This window comes from Microbacterium sp. NPDC057658 (assembly GCF_042799975.1).
Taxonomy (GTDB): Bacteria; Actinomycetota; Actinomycetes; order Actinomycetales; family Microbacteriaceae; genus Microbacterium.
On the sequence record NZ_JBHVHT010000001.1, the window covers coordinates 639,943 to 658,516 of the forward strand.

At 70.9% G+C, this 18,574-nt stretch carries 18 protein-coding genes; 11 read left to right on the top strand and 7 right to left on the bottom strand.

Annotation, left to right across the window (positions count from 1 at the left end):
* Positions 1–107: 107 nt before the first annotated feature.
* The 6 genes from ACFU8V_RS03065 to ACFU8V_RS03090 all read right to left on the bottom strand — a co-directional run bounded on the left by ACFU8V_RS03065 (position 108) and on the right by ACFU8V_RS03090 (position 5,647).
* On the bottom strand, positions 108–1,160 hold the full coding sequence (locus ACFU8V_RS03065; RefSeq protein ID WP_378868881.1) for a VWA domain-containing protein: 1,053 nt from the start codon (positions 1,158–1,160) through the stop codon (positions 108–110).
* Positions 1,157–2,143 (bottom strand): VWA domain-containing protein, encoded by a 987-nt coding sequence (locus tag ACFU8V_RS03070; protein WP_378868884.1) that lies wholly within the window; start codon positions 2,141–2,143, stop codon positions 1,157–1,159. Before ACFU8V_RS03070 ends, ACFU8V_RS03065 begins: the two co-directional genes overlap by 4 nt.
* On the bottom strand, positions 2,134–2,622 hold the full coding sequence (locus ACFU8V_RS03075; protein WP_062637591.1) for a hypothetical protein: 489 nt from the start codon (positions 2,620–2,622) through the stop codon (positions 2,134–2,136). The genes ACFU8V_RS03070 and ACFU8V_RS03075 overlap by 10 nt, the downstream gene beginning before the upstream one ends.
* On the bottom strand, positions 2,609–3,496 hold the full coding sequence (locus tag ACFU8V_RS03080; protein ID WP_303709585.1) for a DUF58 domain-containing protein: 888 nt from the start codon (positions 3,494–3,496) through the stop codon (positions 2,609–2,611). Before ACFU8V_RS03080 ends, ACFU8V_RS03075 begins: the two co-directional genes overlap by 14 nt.
* A 31-nt stretch (positions 3,497–3,527) precedes the next feature.
* Complete coding sequence (locus ACFU8V_RS03085; protein ID WP_374754523.1) at positions 3,528–4,535, bottom strand: AAA family ATPase; 1,008 nt, start codon at positions 4,533–4,535, stop codon at positions 3,528–3,530.
* A gap of 179 nt (positions 4,536–4,714) precedes the next feature.
* Positions 4,715–5,647 (bottom strand): DMT family transporter, encoded by a 933-nt coding sequence (locus ACFU8V_RS03090; RefSeq protein ID WP_378868889.1) that lies wholly within the window; start codon positions 5,645–5,647, stop codon positions 4,715–4,717.
* A 214-nt stretch (positions 5,648–5,861) separates the two neighbouring features.
* On the opposite strand from ACFU8V_RS03090, the gene ACFU8V_RS03095 reads away from it, so the two are divergent.
* Positions 5,862–7,223: an NAD(P)-binding domain-containing protein gene (locus ACFU8V_RS03095; RefSeq protein ID WP_378868891.1), complete on the top strand. Its 1,362-nt coding sequence runs from the start codon at positions 5,862–5,864 to the stop codon at positions 7,221–7,223.
* A gap of 79 nt (positions 7,224–7,302) precedes the next feature.
* Here ACFU8V_RS03095 and ACFU8V_RS03100 read toward each other — a convergent pair whose 3' ends face one another.
* Positions 7,303–7,986 carry a Pr6Pr family membrane protein gene (locus ACFU8V_RS03100; protein ID WP_029989539.1) on the bottom strand — a complete coding sequence of 228 codons (684 nt, stop codon included), beginning with the start codon at positions 7,984–7,986 and terminating at the stop codon, positions 7,303–7,305.
* Positions 7,987–8,226: 240 nt separating this feature from the next.
* Between ACFU8V_RS03100 and ACFU8V_RS03105 the strand changes: the two genes are divergently transcribed.
* From ACFU8V_RS03105 to ACFU8V_RS03150, 10 genes are all read left to right on the top strand, one after another.
* On the top strand, positions 8,227–9,513 hold the full coding sequence (locus ACFU8V_RS03105) for an adenylosuccinate synthase (RefSeq protein ID WP_025104217.1): 1,287 nt from the start codon (positions 8,227–8,229) through the stop codon (positions 9,511–9,513).
* Positions 9,514–9,518: 5 nt separating this feature from the next.
* Positions 9,519–10,622: a lactonase family protein gene (locus ACFU8V_RS03110; protein ID WP_378868895.1), complete on the top strand. Its 1,104-nt coding sequence runs from the start codon at positions 9,519–9,521 to the stop codon at positions 10,620–10,622.
* Between the two features lie 68 nt (positions 10,623–10,690).
* On the top strand, positions 10,691–12,079 hold the full coding sequence (locus ACFU8V_RS03115; RefSeq protein WP_378868898.1) for an MFS transporter: 1,389 nt from the start codon (positions 10,691–10,693) through the stop codon (positions 12,077–12,079).
* Positions 12,080–12,154: 75 nt separating this feature from the next.
* A complete protein-coding gene (locus tag ACFU8V_RS03120) occupies positions 12,155–12,736 on the top strand; it encodes a biotin transporter BioY (protein WP_085604295.1) in 582 nt (193 codons plus the stop codon).
* Positions 12,737–13,315: 579 nt separating this feature from the next.
* Entirely contained in the window at positions 13,316–14,752 is a 1,437-nt protein-coding gene (locus tag ACFU8V_RS03125) for a dihydrolipoyl dehydrogenase family protein (RefSeq protein ID WP_378868902.1), read from the top strand.
* Between the two features lie 135 nt (positions 14,753–14,887).
* Entirely contained in the window at positions 14,888–15,190 is a 303-nt protein-coding gene (locus ACFU8V_RS03130; protein ID WP_085604301.1) for a DUF427 domain-containing protein, read from the top strand.
* A 52-nt stretch (positions 15,191–15,242) separates the two neighbouring features.
* Entirely contained in the window at positions 15,243–16,103 is an 861-nt protein-coding gene (locus tag ACFU8V_RS03135) for an ABC transporter ATP-binding protein (RefSeq protein ID WP_303709593.1), read from the top strand.
* Positions 16,100–16,783: an ABC transporter permease gene (locus ACFU8V_RS03140; protein WP_303709595.1), complete on the top strand. Its 684-nt coding sequence runs from the start codon at positions 16,100–16,102 to the stop codon at positions 16,781–16,783. The genes ACFU8V_RS03135 and ACFU8V_RS03140 overlap by 4 nt, the downstream gene beginning before the upstream one ends.
* Positions 16,780–17,499, top strand: a complete 720-nt coding sequence (locus ACFU8V_RS03145; protein ID WP_025104209.1) for an ABC transporter permease — start codon at positions 16,780–16,782, stop codon at positions 17,497–17,499. Before ACFU8V_RS03140 ends, ACFU8V_RS03145 begins: the two co-directional genes overlap by 4 nt.
* A 34-nt stretch (positions 17,500–17,533) precedes the next feature.
* Entirely contained in the window at positions 17,534–18,454 is a 921-nt protein-coding gene (locus tag ACFU8V_RS03150; protein WP_025104208.1) for an ABC transporter substrate-binding protein, read from the top strand.
* Positions 18,455–18,574 lie beyond the last annotated feature (120 nt).

Below are 18,574 nucleotides of genomic sequence, written 5' to 3' on the forward strand. Positions count from 1 at the left end.
ACGAACCCCCGTCGAAGGCACAGAAGCCTCCGGCGGGTAACACAATACCATCACCGGACGCGGAGTACACGCCGTACCCGCACGGATGCCCGGGGTCTCGGGGCCTGTCAGGGGGTGTCGAGTGGAGCGGGCCGTGCCGAGCGGGGAGCGCGCAGCCCGCGGAGCCGGGCGACCAGGATCGTCGCGCGCGTGAGCTCCACGCCGAGCGCGGCGAGGACGACCAGCGCGGCGACCCAGTACAACTCGATCACGTTGCCCACCTCGCCGGCGTCCGCGTAGGCCGTGGTGCTCGACGGTGCGGCGGGGAGCGACGGGGCGACATCCGCCTCCCGGTGCTCGTACTCGACGCCGAGCTGCCCGGCGATCGTCTCGAGGTTGCCCTCGTCGATGACGGACAGCGCGTCCGCACCCTGGTACTGGATGTACTCGGAGTCACTCTGATCGAGGCCCCCCGTCGTCACGCGCATGGGCCCGCCCTCCGCCGTCCCGTATCCGAAGACGGCTCCGGCGTCGGTGTAGCGCGCGCTGTCGGCGAAGGACTCCGGGGCGGACCCCGTGGTCTGCTCGCCATCGCCGAAGTAGAAGACCATGCGCGAACGGTCCGGCGACGACTCCGCCGCGGCGGCGAGGGTCTCGCTCAGCAGCCGAGCGGCCACGCCGATCGAGCTGCCACGCGACTGGCTCGTGACCTCGGGGCGCAGCACGTCGAGTGAGCCGAGCAGGGCGGTGGTGTCGGTGGTCAGCGGGATCCTCAGCTGGGCTGCCGCATCCGAGGTGAGGAGGGCGAAGCGGGCGCCGGGGTACTCCTCCACGAGCGCGCGCACGTCGGCGCGCACACCGTCGATCCGGGGGGAGCCGTCGTCCCAGTCCTCGGCCACGATGCTCGCGGTGGTGTCGACGACGAGCACGATGTCGGTGTCGGTCGCCAGGGTCTGCGTGGAGCCTCCGGGGAGCCCCGGCCGCAGCAGCATCACGGCGCAGGCGAGCACCATCACGAGGCGCAGCGCCCAGAGGGACCGATGCACGGCGAGAGCGCGTCGGTCGGTCACGACCTCGCCCCCGGCCCGCGGAGCACGCACGAGCATCCAGACCGCCACGCCGGCGACGCCGGCGCACAGCAGCAGGATGAGGAACACGGGGAGCACGGGCTGGAAGATCACTGGCGCACCCTCCACACCAGCACGACGAAGCCGAGCGCGAGGACCGACAGGACGGCGATCCACAGGTTCGGGGTGTCCGTCCAGACCACCTGCGCCTCGCCGCGCAGCGCCGTGGCCTCCTGCTTCTGGACCTCGTCGATGATGTCCCCGACCGTGGTCGTGTCGCGGAGCCCGTAGGCGGCGCCTCCCGTGGCCTCGGCGGCGGCGGCCAGCTCGGCGCTGACGTCGGCGTCCTTGCCCTCGACCGGGTTGATCGCGAACACCCGCACGTCCTGGGACGCCGCATACGCCGCGGCCTCATCGAGCGTCACGATCGAGGCGCCGTTGATCTCGTTGTCCGTCGCGAAGATCACCGACCGGGATCGGTCGTCGTCCGGGTGATCGAAGCCCATGGTGCAGGCCGCGAGTCCGTCGCCGATGAGGGAGGCGCCGTCGCCGTTGAGCGTGCCCAGCCAGTGCTCCGGGATCTCGTCCACGTAGTCGAAGCTCGACATCATGCTCGCGAGGTGCTCGCGGATGAAGTCGTAGTCGTCGGTGAGGGGGAAGATCTGCACGGGAGAGCTGTTGAAGATCGTCAGGCCGATGCGCTCGCCCTCGAAGCCGTCGAGCAGCTCGTCGAACACGGAGAGCACCTCGACGTCGACCTCCGACATCGACCCCGAAACGTCCAGGCAGAGCATGATGTCGCGGCTCGTGTCGACGGGTTGGATCGTCTGGGCGGACATCGGACGCGCGGCCACGACGCCGGCGACCAGCGCGGCCCCCGCACCGAGGGCGAGCAGACCCGTCAGGGCGACGGCGCGACGGGACAGCGCCTGGCGGAAGGACGGCAGCGCTCGCAGCCGCTCCGCCCTGGCCACGCGAGCGGTGTCCGCCGCGCGCCGGTCCCGGTGACGGCGCAGGCCGACCGCGAGACCGATCGCCACCGCGGCGACGACGACCGCCGCGGCGAGGACCAGCATCCAGACGTTCGCTAGTGCCACGCGCGCACCACCGTCCTGGCGGCTTCGGCGCCGGCGACCGGATCGATGGCGGGTCCCTGCCGGAAGATGCTCGGATAGTAGTGGCGGCCCATCGCGTCGATGAGCGCCGGGTGCACGCCGCGGGAGACGAGGTCGTCGAGGGCGAGCACCGGTGCTTCCAAGCCGCTGTACTCGTTGACGAACGTGCGCACGACGCGGCTCAGCTCCAGGTTGGCCTGCCGCGCGGAGAGACGGCGGTCCCGGTAGTCGTGCTCGACGCGGTCGATGCGGTCGAGGTACTCCGAGCGCAGGGCGGACAGCACGTCGAGCGTGGACGGCTGGCCGGCATCCGCGGCCGCTCCGGAGGCGGCGGTGCGGGGGCGCGTGAGCCGGAACAGCAGCCACGTGCCGACGATCAGCAGGGCCAGGATGCCGAGCGCGAGCAGCATCCATCCCCACCCGTACTGCGCGGGCGGGTAGAGCTCGTCAGAACCGGGCATCGGACCTCCGGTTCAGCAGGTGCAGCAGCTGGGGAACGGCGTCGTCCTGACCGTCGAGCGCGGCGTGGCTGATCTCCATCCGCGTGAGCAGGTCGGCGAGCCGGGCGGCGTCGGCCGCCCGCTGCGCACCGAGCTCGTTCACGATCGTGCGGTCGCCCTGGATGAAATCGGGGACCTCCCAGAGGCTGTCGACGTCGGCGCGCAGCCGGGCGGAACGGTGGTCGAGTACCGGTTCGGCGTCGCGCAGGGTGAGCCAGAGCACGTCGTGCTGCACGCGCAGGCGGCGCAGCAGGCGCTCGGTCTCGGTGGTGACCGGGGCCTCGTCGGTGAGCACGACGACGATCATGCGCCGCGCGATCGTCCGCGTGACGAAGGACAGCAGGGCGTCGCGATCGCTGGGGGCCGCCGCGTCGTCGACCGCGCGGTCAATCGTCCGCAGTGCGTGTTCGAGGGCCCCTTCGCTGCGCCCCGGCGCCAGCCGGCGGACGCGCGAGGAGTCGCCGTAGACGACCGTGAAGTCGTCGCCGTGCCGGAGGGTCAGCACCCCGAGGGCTCCGGTCGCCAGGATCGCCAGGTCCTTCTTCGAGCGCTCGTCCGCGGCGAGAGCGGTCATCGACCGTCCCGTGTCGACGACGAACATCACCGTATGCATGCGCGTGGCCCGAGACCGCTTGACCAACGGTGTGCCGAGGCGGGCGGTCGCGCGCCAGTCGATGTCGCGCACCTGGTCGCCGTACTCGTACTTGCGCAGGTCCTCGAAGTCGAGGCTCCGCCCGTGCAGCAACGACGCGTAGGCGCCGTCGAGCGCGTGCAGCGACTTGCGGTTCGAGTGGATGAAGAGCTTGCTCTTCACCTGCGTGATGAGGCTGGGCATCGGGCGCGGGATCCCTGGACGTGTCGGCGGGTCAGGGGGTGGGCACGGCGGCGAAGATCTGGTCGATGATCTCCTCGCTGCGGATGCCCTCGGCGTCGGCCTCGAACGTCAGCAGCACGCGGTGCCGCAGCACGAGATGGCGCAGGGCGCGGATGTCCTCGGGAAGGACGTGGGTCCGGCCGCTGAGGAGGGCGAGGGCGCGGGAGGCCTGGAGGAAGGCGATGCTGGCCCGAGGGCTCGCGCCGTACTTGATGAAGCGGGCACGCTCCTCCCCGATGTACGGCGCGGGATTCCGGGTCACATACGCGATCGACACGATGTAGTTGCGGATAGCGGGGTCGACGTAGATGCGGCTCGCGACGTCCTGCAGCAGGTGCACGTCGTCCAGGGTGACGGCGCTGTGCACGTGCCGGTCGGGGTCGAGCACTCCCGAGTCGATGCGGCTGAGGATCTCGAACTCCTCCGCCGGGCTCGGGTACTCCACGATCTCCTTGAGGAGGAACCGGTCCATCTGCGCCTCGGGCAGCTCGTAGGTGCCCTCCTGCTCGATGGGGTTCTGCGTCGCGATCACGAGGAACGGCTTCGGCAGCGGGTGGATCTCGCCGCCGATGGTGGTCTGGTGCTCCTGCATCGCCTCGAGCATGGCGCTCTGGGTCTTGGCGCTGGAGCGGTTGATCTCGTCGAGCAGCACGAAGTTCGCGTGCACGGGGCCGAGCACCGTCCGGAAGCTGCCCGTCGCGGCGTCGTAGATCTGGTTGCCCGTGATGTCGCTCGGCAGGAGGTCGGGCGTGCACTGGATGCGCTTGAACTTCGCCTTCACAGTGTCGGCGAGCGTGCTGGCGGCGGTGGTCTTGGCGAGGCCGGGCACGCTCTCCAGGAGGATGTGGCCGCCGGCGATGAGCGCCACGAGCAGGCTGGTGCGCAGGCGCTCCTGGCCCACCATCTTCGCGGAGTACGCGTCCGAGATCGTCTGCAGCACGGCACCGGCGCGCGCCATCTCGGCGTCGGTCGGAGCGGCGGCGGGGGCCGCGGCGGCGATCGGCGCGGCGGACGCGGGGGGCGGCGGGGGCGCGGAGATCGTCGGCGGGGTCTGCGCGTCGGCGTCGGTCATCGGTCTTCGTCTCCCTCGGTCACACGCGGGCCCGCACGGCGCGCCCCTCCGCCGACCAGCGTAATCGCATCCGCCCGGACCGACCTCGACCCGCGCGGGCGGCGCGCTCAGCGCGAGCGCCGCCCCCGCATGCGCGTGATGAGCACGCCGAGCAGGCACAGCGCGCCGCCCACGAACATGAGCGGGGTGGGCACCTCCCCGAGGATCAGCCACGACAGCAGGATCGCGAGGGCCGGGACCACGTATGTCGTCGCGGAGGTCTTCCCCGCGGTGCTGCGCTGCAGCACGTACGCCCAGGTGGTGAAGGCGATGGCGGTGGGGAAGATGCCGAGGTAGACCACCCACAGCGTCGCGTCGAGGGGCGCCGTCTGCACGTCGGCGATCAACGCGCCGAGCCAGGGAAGCAGGGCGATCGTGCCGGCGGCCGCCCCGAGCCAGGTCAGCGTGGTGGCGTCGACCCCCGAGGTGAGCAGGTGTTTCTGCAGCAGGGTGCACCCCGCGTACATGACCGCGGCGAGAAGGGCCAGCAGGAGGCCCGTGAGGTCGGGGCCGGTGCTGCTGGTGGAGTTCATGCCGATGAGGACCACCCCGAGGAAGGCGATGGGGGCGCCGATCACCAGGGGGCGGGGGAATCCCTCCCGGAGGAAGAGACCGCTGAAGACGACGACCATGAGCGGCGCCAGGTTCACGACCATAGCGGCGGTCCCGGCGTCGAGGGTCCGTTCGGCACTGTTGAGGGCCAGGTTGTAGATGCAGAACCATCCGACACCCCACGCGGCGATCAGCAGCCAGTGGCGGCGCTCCGGGAGCTGGATGCCGTGCCGCAGCGCGATGATCGTCAGCACGAGGGTGCCCACGGCCATGCGCAGCAGCGCCAAGGCCCCGGGGTCGTAGTGCGGCCCAGCGCCACGGATCCCGATGAAGGCCGAGGCCCAGAGCACCACCGTCACCGCTGCCGCGAGCAGGACCAGGGCGCCGCGCGATCGCGCCGGCGAGCCCTGCGGGTCGAGCCGCTCCGATGCCCTGATGTCCTGTCGCACCGTCCGATCCTGGCACCGGCCGCCGACATCGGCGATGCGCGGAAGCGACAGCCGTCGTCGCATTCCCGCCAGCGTCGCCGCGGGGCACTGCTAACGTCGAAGAGCAGCCACTGTCCGGGCAGGTCGAGCGTTCCGCTCCCACCGGGGAAGAACTGTCCTCCTCTCCCGGATACGGCTGCGCCCGATACATGACGGAAGAGTTTGAGGACGATACGTGACGAACAGTGAACGAGTAGCGATCATCGGCGCCGGCCCCTCGGGGATGGCGCAGCTGCGGGCCTTCGAATCCGCAGCCCGTGCGGGGGCGGAGATCCCCGAACTGGTCTGCTTCGAGAAGCAGGCCGACTGGGGCGGCCAGTGGAACTACACCTGGCGCACCGGGCTGGACGAGTACGGCGAGCCCGTGCACTCCAGCATGTACCGCAACCTGTGGTCGAACGGCCCGAAGGAGGCCCTGGAGTTCGCCGACTACACCTTCGACGAGCACTTCGGACGGCCGATCTCGTCGTACCCGCCGCGTCCGGTGCTGTGGGACTACATCGCCGGGCGCCTCGCGAAGACGCAGGTGCGCGACCTCATCCGCTTCGAGACCGTGGTGCGCTGGGTGGAGTTCGACGAGGACCGTGAGGTGTTCCGTCTCACCAGCGAGCACCTGCCGACCGGGCGCACGACCACGGAGGAGTTCGACCGGGTCGTCGTGGCCAGCGGGCACTTCTCCTTCCCGAACGTGCCGCACTTCGACGGCATCGAGACCTTCCCCGGATCCGTCGCCCACGCGCACGACTTCCGGGGCGCGGAGGCCCTCGCCGGGCGGGACGTGCTCGTGATCGGGTCGAGCTACTCGGCGGAGGACATCGGCAGCCAGGCCTTCAAGATGGGCGCCCGCTCGGTCACCGCGAGCTACCGGACCGCGCCGATGGGCTACGACTGGCCGGAGGGCTTCGAGGAGCGCCCGTGCGTCGAGCGCTTCGAGGGCCGTACCGTGCACTTCGCCGACGGCACCTCGAAGGAGGTCGACGCGGTCATCCTCTGCACCGGCTACCTGCACAAGTACCCGTTCCTGCCCGCGGAACTCGCCCTGTCCTCGCCGAACAACGTCTACCCCGACGGGCTGTACCGGGGCGTGCTCTGGCAGGGCAACCCGCGCCTCGCCTACCTCGGCGCGCAGGACCAGTGGTTCACGTTCAACATGTTCGACGCGCAGGCGTGGTTCGTGCGCGACGTCATCCTGGGCCGGATCGCCCTGCCCGACGAGGGCGAGCGCGCCGCGTCCATCGCCGCGTGGCGGAAGCGGTTCGCGGAGATCGACTCGGCGGCGACGGAGATCCGCTTCCAGGCCGACTACATCCGCGACCTGCTGGAGTGCACGGACTATCCGGCGTTCGACCTCGATCGCGTCGTGGAGATCTTCCTCGCCTGGAAGCACGACAAGAAGGCCGACATCATGGGCTACCGCGATCGCGTGTACCCCTCGGTCATGACCGGGACGCTCGCCGCCGCACACCACACCCCGTGGCTGGACGAGCTCGACGACTCCCTCGAGCGCTATCTCGAGGCCGACGCGCTCCTCGTCTGATCGCCGACCCACCCCCTTCCGGTCGTCCCACCCCTTTTCGTACGTCCGCAAGGGGGTGGGGCGCACGGGAAGGGGTGGGTCACGGCCGGGCCCGACGCCGCCCGATCCCCACGACGAGCGCGGCCGTGGCGAGGATGATCGCGGCGATGAGGAGCACCCAGAGCGCGACGCCGCCGTAGCCGCCGTTCAGCGCGGGATCGAGGAAGGGGTACGGGTACCACCACGGGTTCCCGGTCGCGGGTGCGGTCACAAGGTTCGCGCGGAGCAGCGTGTAGACCACCCACACGATGGGGAAGATCGCGGCGATCCCCACGGTGCCCCAGCCGAGGGCACGACGACGCGGCGCGAACAGCACGTCGGCGAGCAGGACGAGCGGGATGACGACGTGCAGCACCTCGTTCGACCAGGCGACCGTGGCCCCCTGCGGCAGCGCGATCCCGCGGAGCAGCGTGTTGTAGACGACGCCCGTGACGATCATGTAGGTGCTCGCGCACACGAGCAGCGTCGCCAGCCACGTCGGCTCGACTCTCGCGTCGCGGTGCGTCAGCCCCCAGATCCCGCCGACGGCCAGCACCACAGCGGCCAGCACGTTGGAGAGGATCGTGAAGAAGCTGAAGAAGTTCGCGAACACGGTGGGCAGGTGCGCGCCCCACGCGGTGTCCGCGGCGAGGGCGATCTCCAGCGTGCGCACGAGCTGCGCGACGATCGCCGCCACCGCGAGCGCCGCCGCCGAGAGTCGGACATAGGGCCACCACCGCGTCATCGCCACCTCCGTCGCCACTGTAGCGGCCCCCCCGCGCCGTCCCCGTTACGCGCTCGACCCCGCGCCCCTCCCGGCACGATGCGGGACCGAAAAGGTGCCTCCGCGGCCCCGGGAAGGTGCGTGTTCCGTCCCGTATCGGCCTTCCCGGGGGCTGTCCGAGGCCTGCCGATAGGATGGGAGCGCCCGAAGAGGGCCAGCTCATCGGCCGGTGCAAACCCGGCGAAAGCCAAGGGGTTACCCATGCCAGGAATCGTTATCGTCGGCGTGCAGTGGGGCGACGAAGGAAAGGGCAAGGCCACCGATCTGCTCGGTGAGCGCACCGACTGGGTGGTGAAGTTCAACGGCGGCAACAACGCCGGGCACACCGTCGTCGTGGGCGATGAGAAATACGCCCTGCACCTGCTGCCCTCTGGCATCCTGTCGCCCGGCGTGAACCCGGTCATCGGCAACGGCGTGGTCATCGACCTCGAGGTGCTCTTCTCCGAGCTGGAGGCTCTGTCCGCCCGCGGCATCGACGTCTCGCGGCTTAAGGTCAGCGCCAACGCGCACATCATCACCCAGTACCACCGCACGCTCGACAAGGTCACCGAGCGCTTCCTCGGCAAGCGCAACATCGGCACCACCGGCCGCGGCATCGGTCCGGCCTACGCCGACAAGATCAACCGCGTCGGCATCCGCGTGCAGGACCTCTTCGACGAGAACATCCTGCGCCAGAAGGTCGAGGGCGCCCTCGACCAGAAGAACCACCTCCTGGTGAAGGTCTTCAACCGCCGCGCCGTCACCTGCGACGAGATCGTCGACGACCTGCTCTCCTACGCCGAGCGTCTGCGCCCGATGGTCGCCGACACGGGCTACCTCATCGACCAGGCCCTGAACCGCGGCGAGGTCGTCGTGTTCGAGGGCGGCCAGGCCACGATGCTCGACATCGACCACGGCACCTACCCGTTCGTCACCTCGTCCTCGGCTACGGCCGGCGGCGCCTCGACCGGCTCCGGGGTCGGCCCCGGCGCCCTCGACCGCATCGTGGGCATCGTCAAGGCCTACACGACCCGCGTCGGCTCCGGTCCGTTCCCGACCGAGCTGTTCGACGAGCAGGGCGAGTGGCTGCGCAAGCAGGGCTTCGAGTTCGGCACCACGACCGGGCGTCCGCGCCGCGTGGGCTGGTACGACGCCCCCATCACGCGGTACGCCACGCGCATCAACGGCATCACCGACCTCGTGCTAACGAAGCTCGACATCCTCACCGGGCTCGAGAAGATCCCGGTGTGCGTGGCCTACGACGTGGACGGGGAGCGGTTCGACGAGGTGCCGGTGAACCAGACCGACTTCCACCACGCGAAGCCGATCCTGGAGTACTTCCCCGGGTGGAGCGAGGACATCTCGACCGCGCGCACCTTCGAGGACCTTCCGCAGACGGCGCAGGACTACGTGCTCGCGCTGGAGGAGATGAGCAACACGCGCATCTCGGTGATCGGCGTCGGTCCGGAGCGCGATCAGGTGATCGTGCGCCACGACCTGCTCGACTGACCGGCATGACGCGGTTCTGGCTCGGGGGCTACGGCCCGGCGATGGAAGGCTCCGCCGAGGGGATCGGCGTGCTGGCAGGCGACGAGGGCCGGGAGGCCGCGACGCTCGCCTACCGCGGACCCGTGACGCAGACGCCGTCGCCGTCGTGGCTGGCGGCGCATCCGTCCCTCGACGTCGTGTATGCGGCGCTGGAAGGCGATGCCGCCGTGCAGGCGTTCGCGCGCACCGGGGAGCTGGCGCTGACGCCGCTCGGCGATCCGGTGGCGACGGGGGACGGCGTCTGTCATCTCGCGGTGTCGCCGAACGGCCAGACGCTCGTCGCTAGCTGCTACGGCGACGGGCGGGTCGTCCGTTTCGGACTCGCCGCGGATGGTCGTCTCGTGCCGGCGAAGGAGGATGCGGCGGCAGCCCTGCGTGCCGCCCTCTTCGGCGACGGCGACCCGGATGCGGCCCCCGCCACGCCCGCCGGGGACGGCATCGCGGCGGTCGACCCGTACGGCGCCACGGGCCGCGCATCTCACGCGCACGCCGCCGCCTTCCTGCCGGACGGCCGCGTGGCGACGACCGACCTCGGCTTCGATCTCGTCCGGTTCTGGCGCCTGCAGGGCCCCGGGCTCGTCCTCGACCAGGAGGTCGTGCTCTCGCGCGGCACCGGTCCGCGCCACATGGTCGTGCATCCGAGCGGTCACCTGCATGTCGTGACCGAGTACTCCTGCGAGGTCTTCACGCTCGCGGCCGCCGCCGACGGCACCTGGGGTGTCGTCTCCTCGGCTCCGGCCAGCCCCATCGCGCAGGTCGGCGTGGACTTCCCTGCCGAGCTCACCCGCTCCAAGGACGGTCAGTTCCTCTACACCGCCCTCCGTGGCAGCAACACCATCGCGGCGCTGCGGGTGCGCGGCAGCGGCGAGGCCCTGGAGCCGGTCGCGCTCGCCGACTCCGGAGTCGACTGGCCGCGACACCACCTCGTCTACCAGGGCAAGCTCCTCGTCGCCGGTCAGCGCTCCGACACCGTCACGCTGCTCGACCTCGACGAGCGGACGGGAGCACCGCTCGGAGTCCGGCACGAGGCGCAGGCTCCCGCGCCGACGAGCATCCTCCCGCTCCGCTGACTCCCTTCCGGACCTGCGTCCATCCGGGACTTGACCTCAACCATTCTTGAGGTTCTAGCGTCGTCCTCATGACGACCGAGACCGGGCGCACCGCGCCGTCCACGCCCGCCCCGTCCCGCATCCTCGGCGGCGAGTACGTCTGGATCACGATCGGCGCGTGCGCCCTCGTGTTCCTCGGCGCCTTCGAATCGCTGGCGGTCACCACGGTGATGCCGGCGGTCAGCGCCGACCTCGACGGCGAGCGGCTGTACGCGCTGGCCTTCGCCGGACCGCTCGCGACGAGCGTGATCGGCATGGTGGTCGCCGGCAACTGGTCCGATCGGCGGGGCCCCGTGGCGCCGCTATACGCGTCCGTCGCCCTGTTCACCGTGGGACTGCTCGTCGCGGGGCTCGCGCCGACCATGGAGGTCCTCGTCGCGGGACGCTTCGCGCAGGGGCTCGGCAACGGCGGACTCATGGTGGCTCTCTACGTCGTGGTCGCCCGGGTGTACCCGACGTCCCTGTATCCGGCGATCTTCGCGGGGTTCGCCGCCGCGTGGGTCATCCCCTCGCTGATCGGTCCGACGATCGCGGGTGCGGTCACGGAGGTATGGAGCTGGCACTGGGTCTTCCTCGGGGTCGTGGTGCTCGTCGTGCTCGCGCTGCTGATGGTCGTCCCGGCCCTCCGCGGCCTCGCGCGCAGCGGAGACGCCACCACGCCGTGGGCTCTCGGACGGCTGGGGTGGTCGGTGCTCGCCGCCTCCGCCGTGCTCGCCCTCGACCTCGTGGGCGAGGTCCCGGTCGCCGGGCCGTTCCTGTCGGCGGCCGCGGTGGTGATCGCGATCGCGGCGGTGCGCCCGCTCCTTCCGCGGGGCGCGCTCATCGCCCGCCGGGGCCTGCCGTCGGTGATCCTGGTGCGCGGTCTCGGGGCGGCGGCGTTCTTCGGGGCGCAGATCTACCTGCCGTACCTGCTCACCGATCGGTACCTGCTGTCGCCGACCCTCGCCGGGCTCGCGCTGACCGGGGGTGCGCTCGCCTGGTCGGCGGCGGCGACCGTCCAGGGGCGGATGGGCGAGCGCCTGTCGAGCGTGACCGCGGTGCGGGTGGGGACGGTCCTCGTGGTCATCGGGATCGCCTTGATCCTGGCGATCACGGTTACGCAGGCCACCCCGCTGCTCGCCGCCCTCGCCTGGGTCGTCGCGGGTGCGGGCATGGGGTTGATGAGCCCGCGATCCAGTGCGCTCGTCCTCGCGATGTCCTCCCCGGCGGAGCAGGGGTTCAACAGCGGGGCGATGACCGTGGCCGACTCCTTCGGAAGCGCGCTCGCCCTCGCCGTCACGGGCTCGCTCTTCGTCACGCTCGGGGCCATTGCCGGAGTGGATGCGTTCGCGGGAGTGTTCGCGCTCGCCGCGGTGATCGGTGCGGCGGCGGCCGTCCTCGCCCCGCGGACCAGGAGTGTGGAGCCCGCTGCGGAGTGATTTGCGCGGGATGTGCGGGCGCCCCTACCCTGGTGAACGGTGTTCAGGTGAACACCGTTCAGGAAGGGACACCCGATGGCATCCACCCCCCGCGACACCTCCGCGACCCTCGGCCGCGTCGCTGTCTTCGCCGCGCTCATCATCGTGCTCGGCACGGTCGTCGTCCCGCTGCCCGGTGGGGTGCCCATCACCGGACAGACGCTCGCCGTCATGCTGGCCGGTCTCGTCCTCGGCCCCCGGGTCGCACCGTGGTCGGTCGCCCTCGTCCTCGTGCTCGCGGCGGTCGGTCTTCCCGTCCTCGCGGGCGGACGCGGAGGTCTCGGGGTCTTCGTCGGCCCCACGGCCGGGTACCTGCTCGGCTGGATCGCGGGCGTCGTCGTCATCGGACTCCTGATGCGCACCGGCCGCCCGACCTGGTGGCGTACCGCGCTCGCGGCCTTCGTCGGCGGGGTGCTCGTCGTCTACGCCTTCGGCATCCCCGTCCAGGCCCTCGTCACCGGCGTTCCCCTCGACCTCACGGCCCTCTCGACCCTGGCCTTCCTCCCGGGCGACCTCATCAAGGTGACCGCGGCCACCCTCATCGTCGTGGCCCTCCGTCGCGCCTATCCCCGGGCCTTCGCCGACACGCGTCCCGCGCGCCCCACCGTCGTCGCCTGACCCCAGTACGGTCCCGGACGGTCCCGTCGGCACCGTCCGTCCCGCCGACTCCGTCTGTCCCGTCGACTCCGTCGGTCCTGTTGCGGATGCACGACCAGGACACGACTGCCGGCGGATCGCCCCGTCCCGATCGTGCATCCGTCCCCAGGTCGTGCATCCGGAACGTCGACCCGACCCTTCTGACCCGACCTCTCTGACCCGACCCTTCTGACCGGACCCTTCTGACCGGACCCTTCTGACCCGACCTCTCTGACGGGACCCCGAAGAACGACTCGGCTGGGATCGAACCACCCCCGGGCTGGTCCGGGCAGTCCCGGTCGTTCAGGTTTCGGATGCACGACCGGGGCACGGCCGCCGGCGGATCGTCCCATCCGAGTCGTGCGGCCGTCCTCAGGTCGTGCATCCGAAACGTCGGAGGAAGGAACGTCGTGCATCCAGGTCGTGCACCCGGAACATCGGAACCGGGAACCGAACGGGAAGGACGGGCATATCGGCGGACGGGAACAACTCACCCGTGACTCGACGTTCCTCATGAGCGAGACTGGGCCACGGACCGCCGCGGCCACGAGAGGGGCGAGCATGACTGCTGCCGACAAGACCGACGAATACGACCTCATCGTGCTGGGCGGTGGTCCGGTCGGGGAGAACGTGGCGGACCGTGCCGTGCAGGGCGGTCTCACCGCGATCATCGTGGAGAGCGAGCTCGTCGGCGGAGAGTGCTCGTACTGGGCCTGCATGCCGTCGAAGGCGCTGCTCCGCTCGGCCCAGGCGCTCCGTGCCGCGCAGCACGTCGCCGGCGCCGCGCAGGCCGTGACCGGCTCCCTCGACGTGCGCGCGGTGTTCGAGCGTCGCGACTCCTTCACGAGCAACTGGTCCGACGACGGGCAGGTGAAGTGGCTGGAGTCCGCCCACATCGACCTCGCCCGGGGGCACGGCCGGCTGACCGGCGAGCGCGAGGTGACGGTGACCGACCAGGACGGCGGCACCCGGGTGCTGCGCGCGCGCCACGCGGTCGCCATCAGCACCGGTTCGGATGCGATCATCCCGCCGATCGAGGGTCTGCGGGAGGCCTCGCCCTGGACGAGCCGCGAGGCGACCAGCGCCGAGGAGCTGCCCGACAGTCTCGCGGTCATCGGCGGCGGCGTGGTCGCGGTCGAGATGGCCACCGCGTACGCCGCGCTCGGCTCGTCGGTGACGCTGCTCGCGCGCAGCGGGCTGCTGGGCGGGATGGAGCCCTTCGCCGGAGAGCGGGTGGCCGACGGCCTGCGTGAGCTCGGCGTCGACGTCCGCACCGACACCGGTACGACGGCGGTGCACCGCGACGGTGACCGGGTCACGATCACTCTCGACAACGGCGAGACGGTGACCGCGGCGGAGGTGCTCGTCGCGACCGGACGCTCTCCCCGCAGCGCCGACATCGGGCTCGACGCGGTCGGACTCGAGCCGGGCCGCTGGATCGAGACGGACGACACCCTCCGCGTCCCCGGGCACGACTGGCTGTACGCCGTCGGCGACGTCAACGGCCGCGTGCTGCTGACCCACCAGGGCAAGTACCAGGCGCGCGCCGCGGGCGACGTCATCGTCGCGCGGGCGAAGGGCGACGCGGTGGACGACGCGCCCTGGGGCCGTCACGTCGCCACGGCCGACCACGCCGCGGTGCCCCAGGTCACCTTCTCGATCCCGGAGGTCGGGTCCGTCGGACTCACCGAGGCGGCAGCGAAGGACGCCGGCACCGCCGTCCGCGTCGTCGACTACGACCTCGGGTGGGTGGCGGGCGCGAGCCTGTACGAGGACGGCTTCGCCGGGCAGGCGCGCCTGGTCGTCGACTCCGACCGCGACGTCGTGATCGGTGCGACGTTCGTCGGCCCCGAGGTCGCCGAGCTCGTGCAGGCCGCGACCATCGCGATCGTCGGCGAGGTCCCGATCGCCCGACTCTGGCACGCCGTGCCCTCCTACCCCACGATCAGCGAGATCTGGCTGCGGCTGCTGGAGGGCTACGGCCGCGACTCGGCCTGATCCGGGCAATCCGATCCCGGTCGCGTGACGAACAGAACGCGCATTGTGTCCCAGATTGACGACCACGCGCGCAACCCCGTGCCGGATGTCGCACCCGTCTTATACGCTCGAACCCACATCCGAGGAGGCAGGACCATGAAGGCTGTACTCGCAGGAAACGTCATCGCCGAGGCCGACCAGGACGACCTCATCCGCATCGAGGGGAACTGGTACTTCCCGCCGGCAGCCGTCGCGCCGGACGTCCTCGTCGAGAGCCCCACGCCGTACACCTGTCCGTGGAAGGGCGAGTGCCAGTACTACTCCGTCCAGGTCGACGGAGAGCTGCACAAGGATCTCGCGTGGTCGTACCCGCACCCGTACCCGTCGGCGTTCGACCGGGTCGGCAAGGACTTCTCCGGCTACGTCGCCTTCGCCCCGGGCGTCGAGGTCTCGGCCTAGTCCCACACGACCCACGACCGCACGTCCGCACGACCGTCGGAGAGACACCCTCATGATCGAGTTCCGCAACGTCACGAAGCGCTTCCCCGACGGAACGCTCGCCGTCGACGACTTCAGCCTCGTGCTGCCCTCCCGCAAGACCACCGTGTTCGTCGGCTCGTCCGGCTGCGGCAAGACCACCCTGCTGCGGATGATCAACCGCATGGTGGAGCCGACGTCGGGAGAGGTCGAGATCGACGGGGAGAGCGTGCTCTCGGGCGACCCGGTCGCCCTGCGCCGGCGCATCGGCTATGTGATGCAGAACTCCGGGCTCATGCCGCACTTCACCGTCATCGACAACGTGGCCACCGTGCTGCGGCTGAACGGAGTGAAGCGCGCGCAGGCACACGAGCGTGCTCGCGAGCTGCTCACGACCGTCGGCCTCGACCAGGCGCTCGCCGACCGGTACCCGAGTCAGTTGTCGGGTGGTCAGCAGCAGCGTGTCGGGGTGGCCCGCGGGCTCGCCGCCGATCCGAATATCCTCCTCATGGACGAGCCGTTCGGTGCGGTCGACCCCATCGTCCGCGCCGACCTCCAGCAGGAGACCCTGCGGCTGCAGCACGAGCTCGACAAGACGGTCGTGTTCGTCACGCACGACATCGACGAGGCCTTCCTCCTCGGCGACCAGGTCGTCATCCTCGACAAGGGCGCCCGGATCGTGCAGGTCGGCAGCCCCAGCGAGATCATCGAGAACCCGGCCGACGACTTCGTCTCCTCCTTCATCGGGGCCGACCGCGGCCGCCGCGCGCTGCACCTCAAGCAGACCCCGCGGGGAACCTTGGTCGTCGACTCCGAGGGCCGCACGCAGGGGGCGATCGTCGATGCGCCGGAGGGCGTGGTCGACGGAGCCGACACGGTGAAGGCGGCCCCGTGAACTGGGTCGGCGACAACCTCGGGCTGATCCTCGAGCTCACCGCGGTGCACCTGCAGCAGAGCGCGATCGCGATCGTGCTCGGTTTCGTGCTGGCGCTCCCGCTGGGGTGGGTGGCCTGGCGCTATCAGCTTGTGAAGGGTCCGGTCATCGTCCTCACCGGGCTGCTCTACACGATCCCCTCCCTCGCCCTCCTCATCCTGCTGCCGTCGGTGGCGGGCTACCCGGCGCGCAGCCCGGTCAACCTCGTCATCGGCCTGACGATCTACGCGATCGCGATCCTCGTCCGCGCGGTGTCCGACGGCCTGGACTCGGTCGACCCCGCGATCCGGCAGTCGGCGGTCGCGATGGGCTACGGCGGGTTCCGCCGCTTCTGGACGGTCGACTTCCCGCTCGCCGGGCCGGTCATCCTCGCGGGCCTCCGAGTGGCGGCGGTGAGCACCATCTCGCTCGCGACGGTCGGCATCCTCGTCGGCGTCACGAACCTCGGCTACCTGTTCACGAACGGCCTCCAGCGCCGCATCCTCGCCGAGGTCTTCACCGGCATCGTCGCCGTCGTCGTCATCGCCCTGGTCATCGACCTCCTGCTGGTCCTCCTCGGGCGGGCCCTCATGCCGTGGACGCGGGCGGCGGCCACCCCTGCCGCTGCGCGGCGGACGATCACGTTGAGGACGGCCGCATGAACGTGTTCACCGAGGCCTTCGCCTGGCTGTTCTCTCCCGACCGCTGGGTCGGGACGTACTCGCTCCCCGTCCTGTTCGGCCAGCACGTCTTCTACACGGTGGTCTCCGTGCTGATCGCCGCGGTGATCGCCGTACCGCTCGGCTGGCTCATCGGGCACACCGGGAAGGGGCGGGAGATCGCGGTCGCCGTCTCCGGAGCGGCCCGCGCCATCCCGTCCTTCGGCCTCATGGTGCTGCTGGTGCTCCTGCTCGGGGTGCTGCGCACGCCCCTCGCGGCGATCATCACCTTCGTCGTCCTGGCGATCCCGTCCCTGCTGGCCGGCGCCTACACGGGCCTGGAGGCGGTCGATCGCCGCACCATCGACGCGGCGCGGGCGATGGGGATGACCGGCTGGCAGGTGTTCTGGAAGGTCGAGGTGCCGCTCGGCATGCCGCTGCTGGTCGGCGGCCTCCGCTCGGCGCTGCTGCAGGTCATCGCCACGGTGACGATCGCGGCCTACGTGAACCTCGGCGGCCTCGGCTGGCCGATCATTCAGGGCATTCCGCTCCGCCGCTTCGACCAGGTGCTCGGCGGCGCGATCCTCGTCGCGGTGCTCGCGCTCCTCGTCGACCTCCTGCTCGCGCTCGCCCAGCACGCCGCGGTGCCCCGCGGTGTGCGCACCCGTCCGCAACGCCGCCGCGCTCGGGCGACCGCCCCCGCGGCCGCACCCGCCTGAACCACAGCATCGTCCCCCAGAGAAGAGGAAGTCCATGTTCACTGCACGAAAGTCCCGCCTCGCCCTTGCCGGCGGCGTCGCGCTCGCCGCCGCCCTCGCCCTCTCCGGCTGCGCCAACAGCAACCCGCTGGACGCGCCCACCGACGACGCCGGCGACGGTGGGGGCAGCGACACCATCGTCATCGGCTCGCAGGCCTACTACTCGAACGAGATCATCGCCGAGATCTACGCGCAGGCGCTCGAGGCCGCCGACTTCGACGTCGACCGTCAGTTCAGCATCGGCCAGCGCGACGCCTACATGCCGGACGTCGAGTCCGGGGCGATCGACCTGTTCCCCGAGTACACGGGCAACCTGCTCGAGTACCTGGACAAGGATGCGACCGCCACCAGCCCGGACGACGTCTACGCGGCCCTGAAGGACGCGCTCCCGGACGGCCTCACCGCGCTCGACTACGCCGAAGCCTCCGACCAGGACACCTACACGGTGCTCAAGAGCTTCGCCGAGGAGAACGACCTCACCTCGATCGCCGACCTCGCGGACGTCACCACCCCGGTCACGATCGGCGCGGCTCCGGAGTTCGAGCAGCGTCCGTACGGTCCCGCCGCGGCCAAGGAGGTCTACGGCGTCGACCTGGCGTTCTCGGCCACCGGTCCCACGACGCTGGAGTCGCTGCTCGCCGGCGAGATCCAGGTCGCGGACATCTACTCGGCCGACCCGGCCTTCCAGACCGAGGACATCGTGGCGCTGGAAGACCCGGAGAACATCATCCTGGCCTCGAACGTCGTCCCCATCGCGTCCAGCGACGTGGCCGACGAGATCGCCGACGTCATCAACGGCATCAGCGCCAAGCTGACCGCCGAGGAGCTCGTCGCCCTCAACGTGCAGAGCACGGTCGACCAGAAGTCGGCGGAGGACATCGCGAAGCAGTGGCTGACGGACAACGACCTCATCTGAGTCGTCTCCCCGCGAAGCGCCCGGCCCTCAGGGGTCGGGCGCTTCGTCGTTCTCGACCGCCGCGTGCACAGCTTCGGAGATCTCGCCGGACACGCCGCGGAGGACCCCCGGCTCACGGCG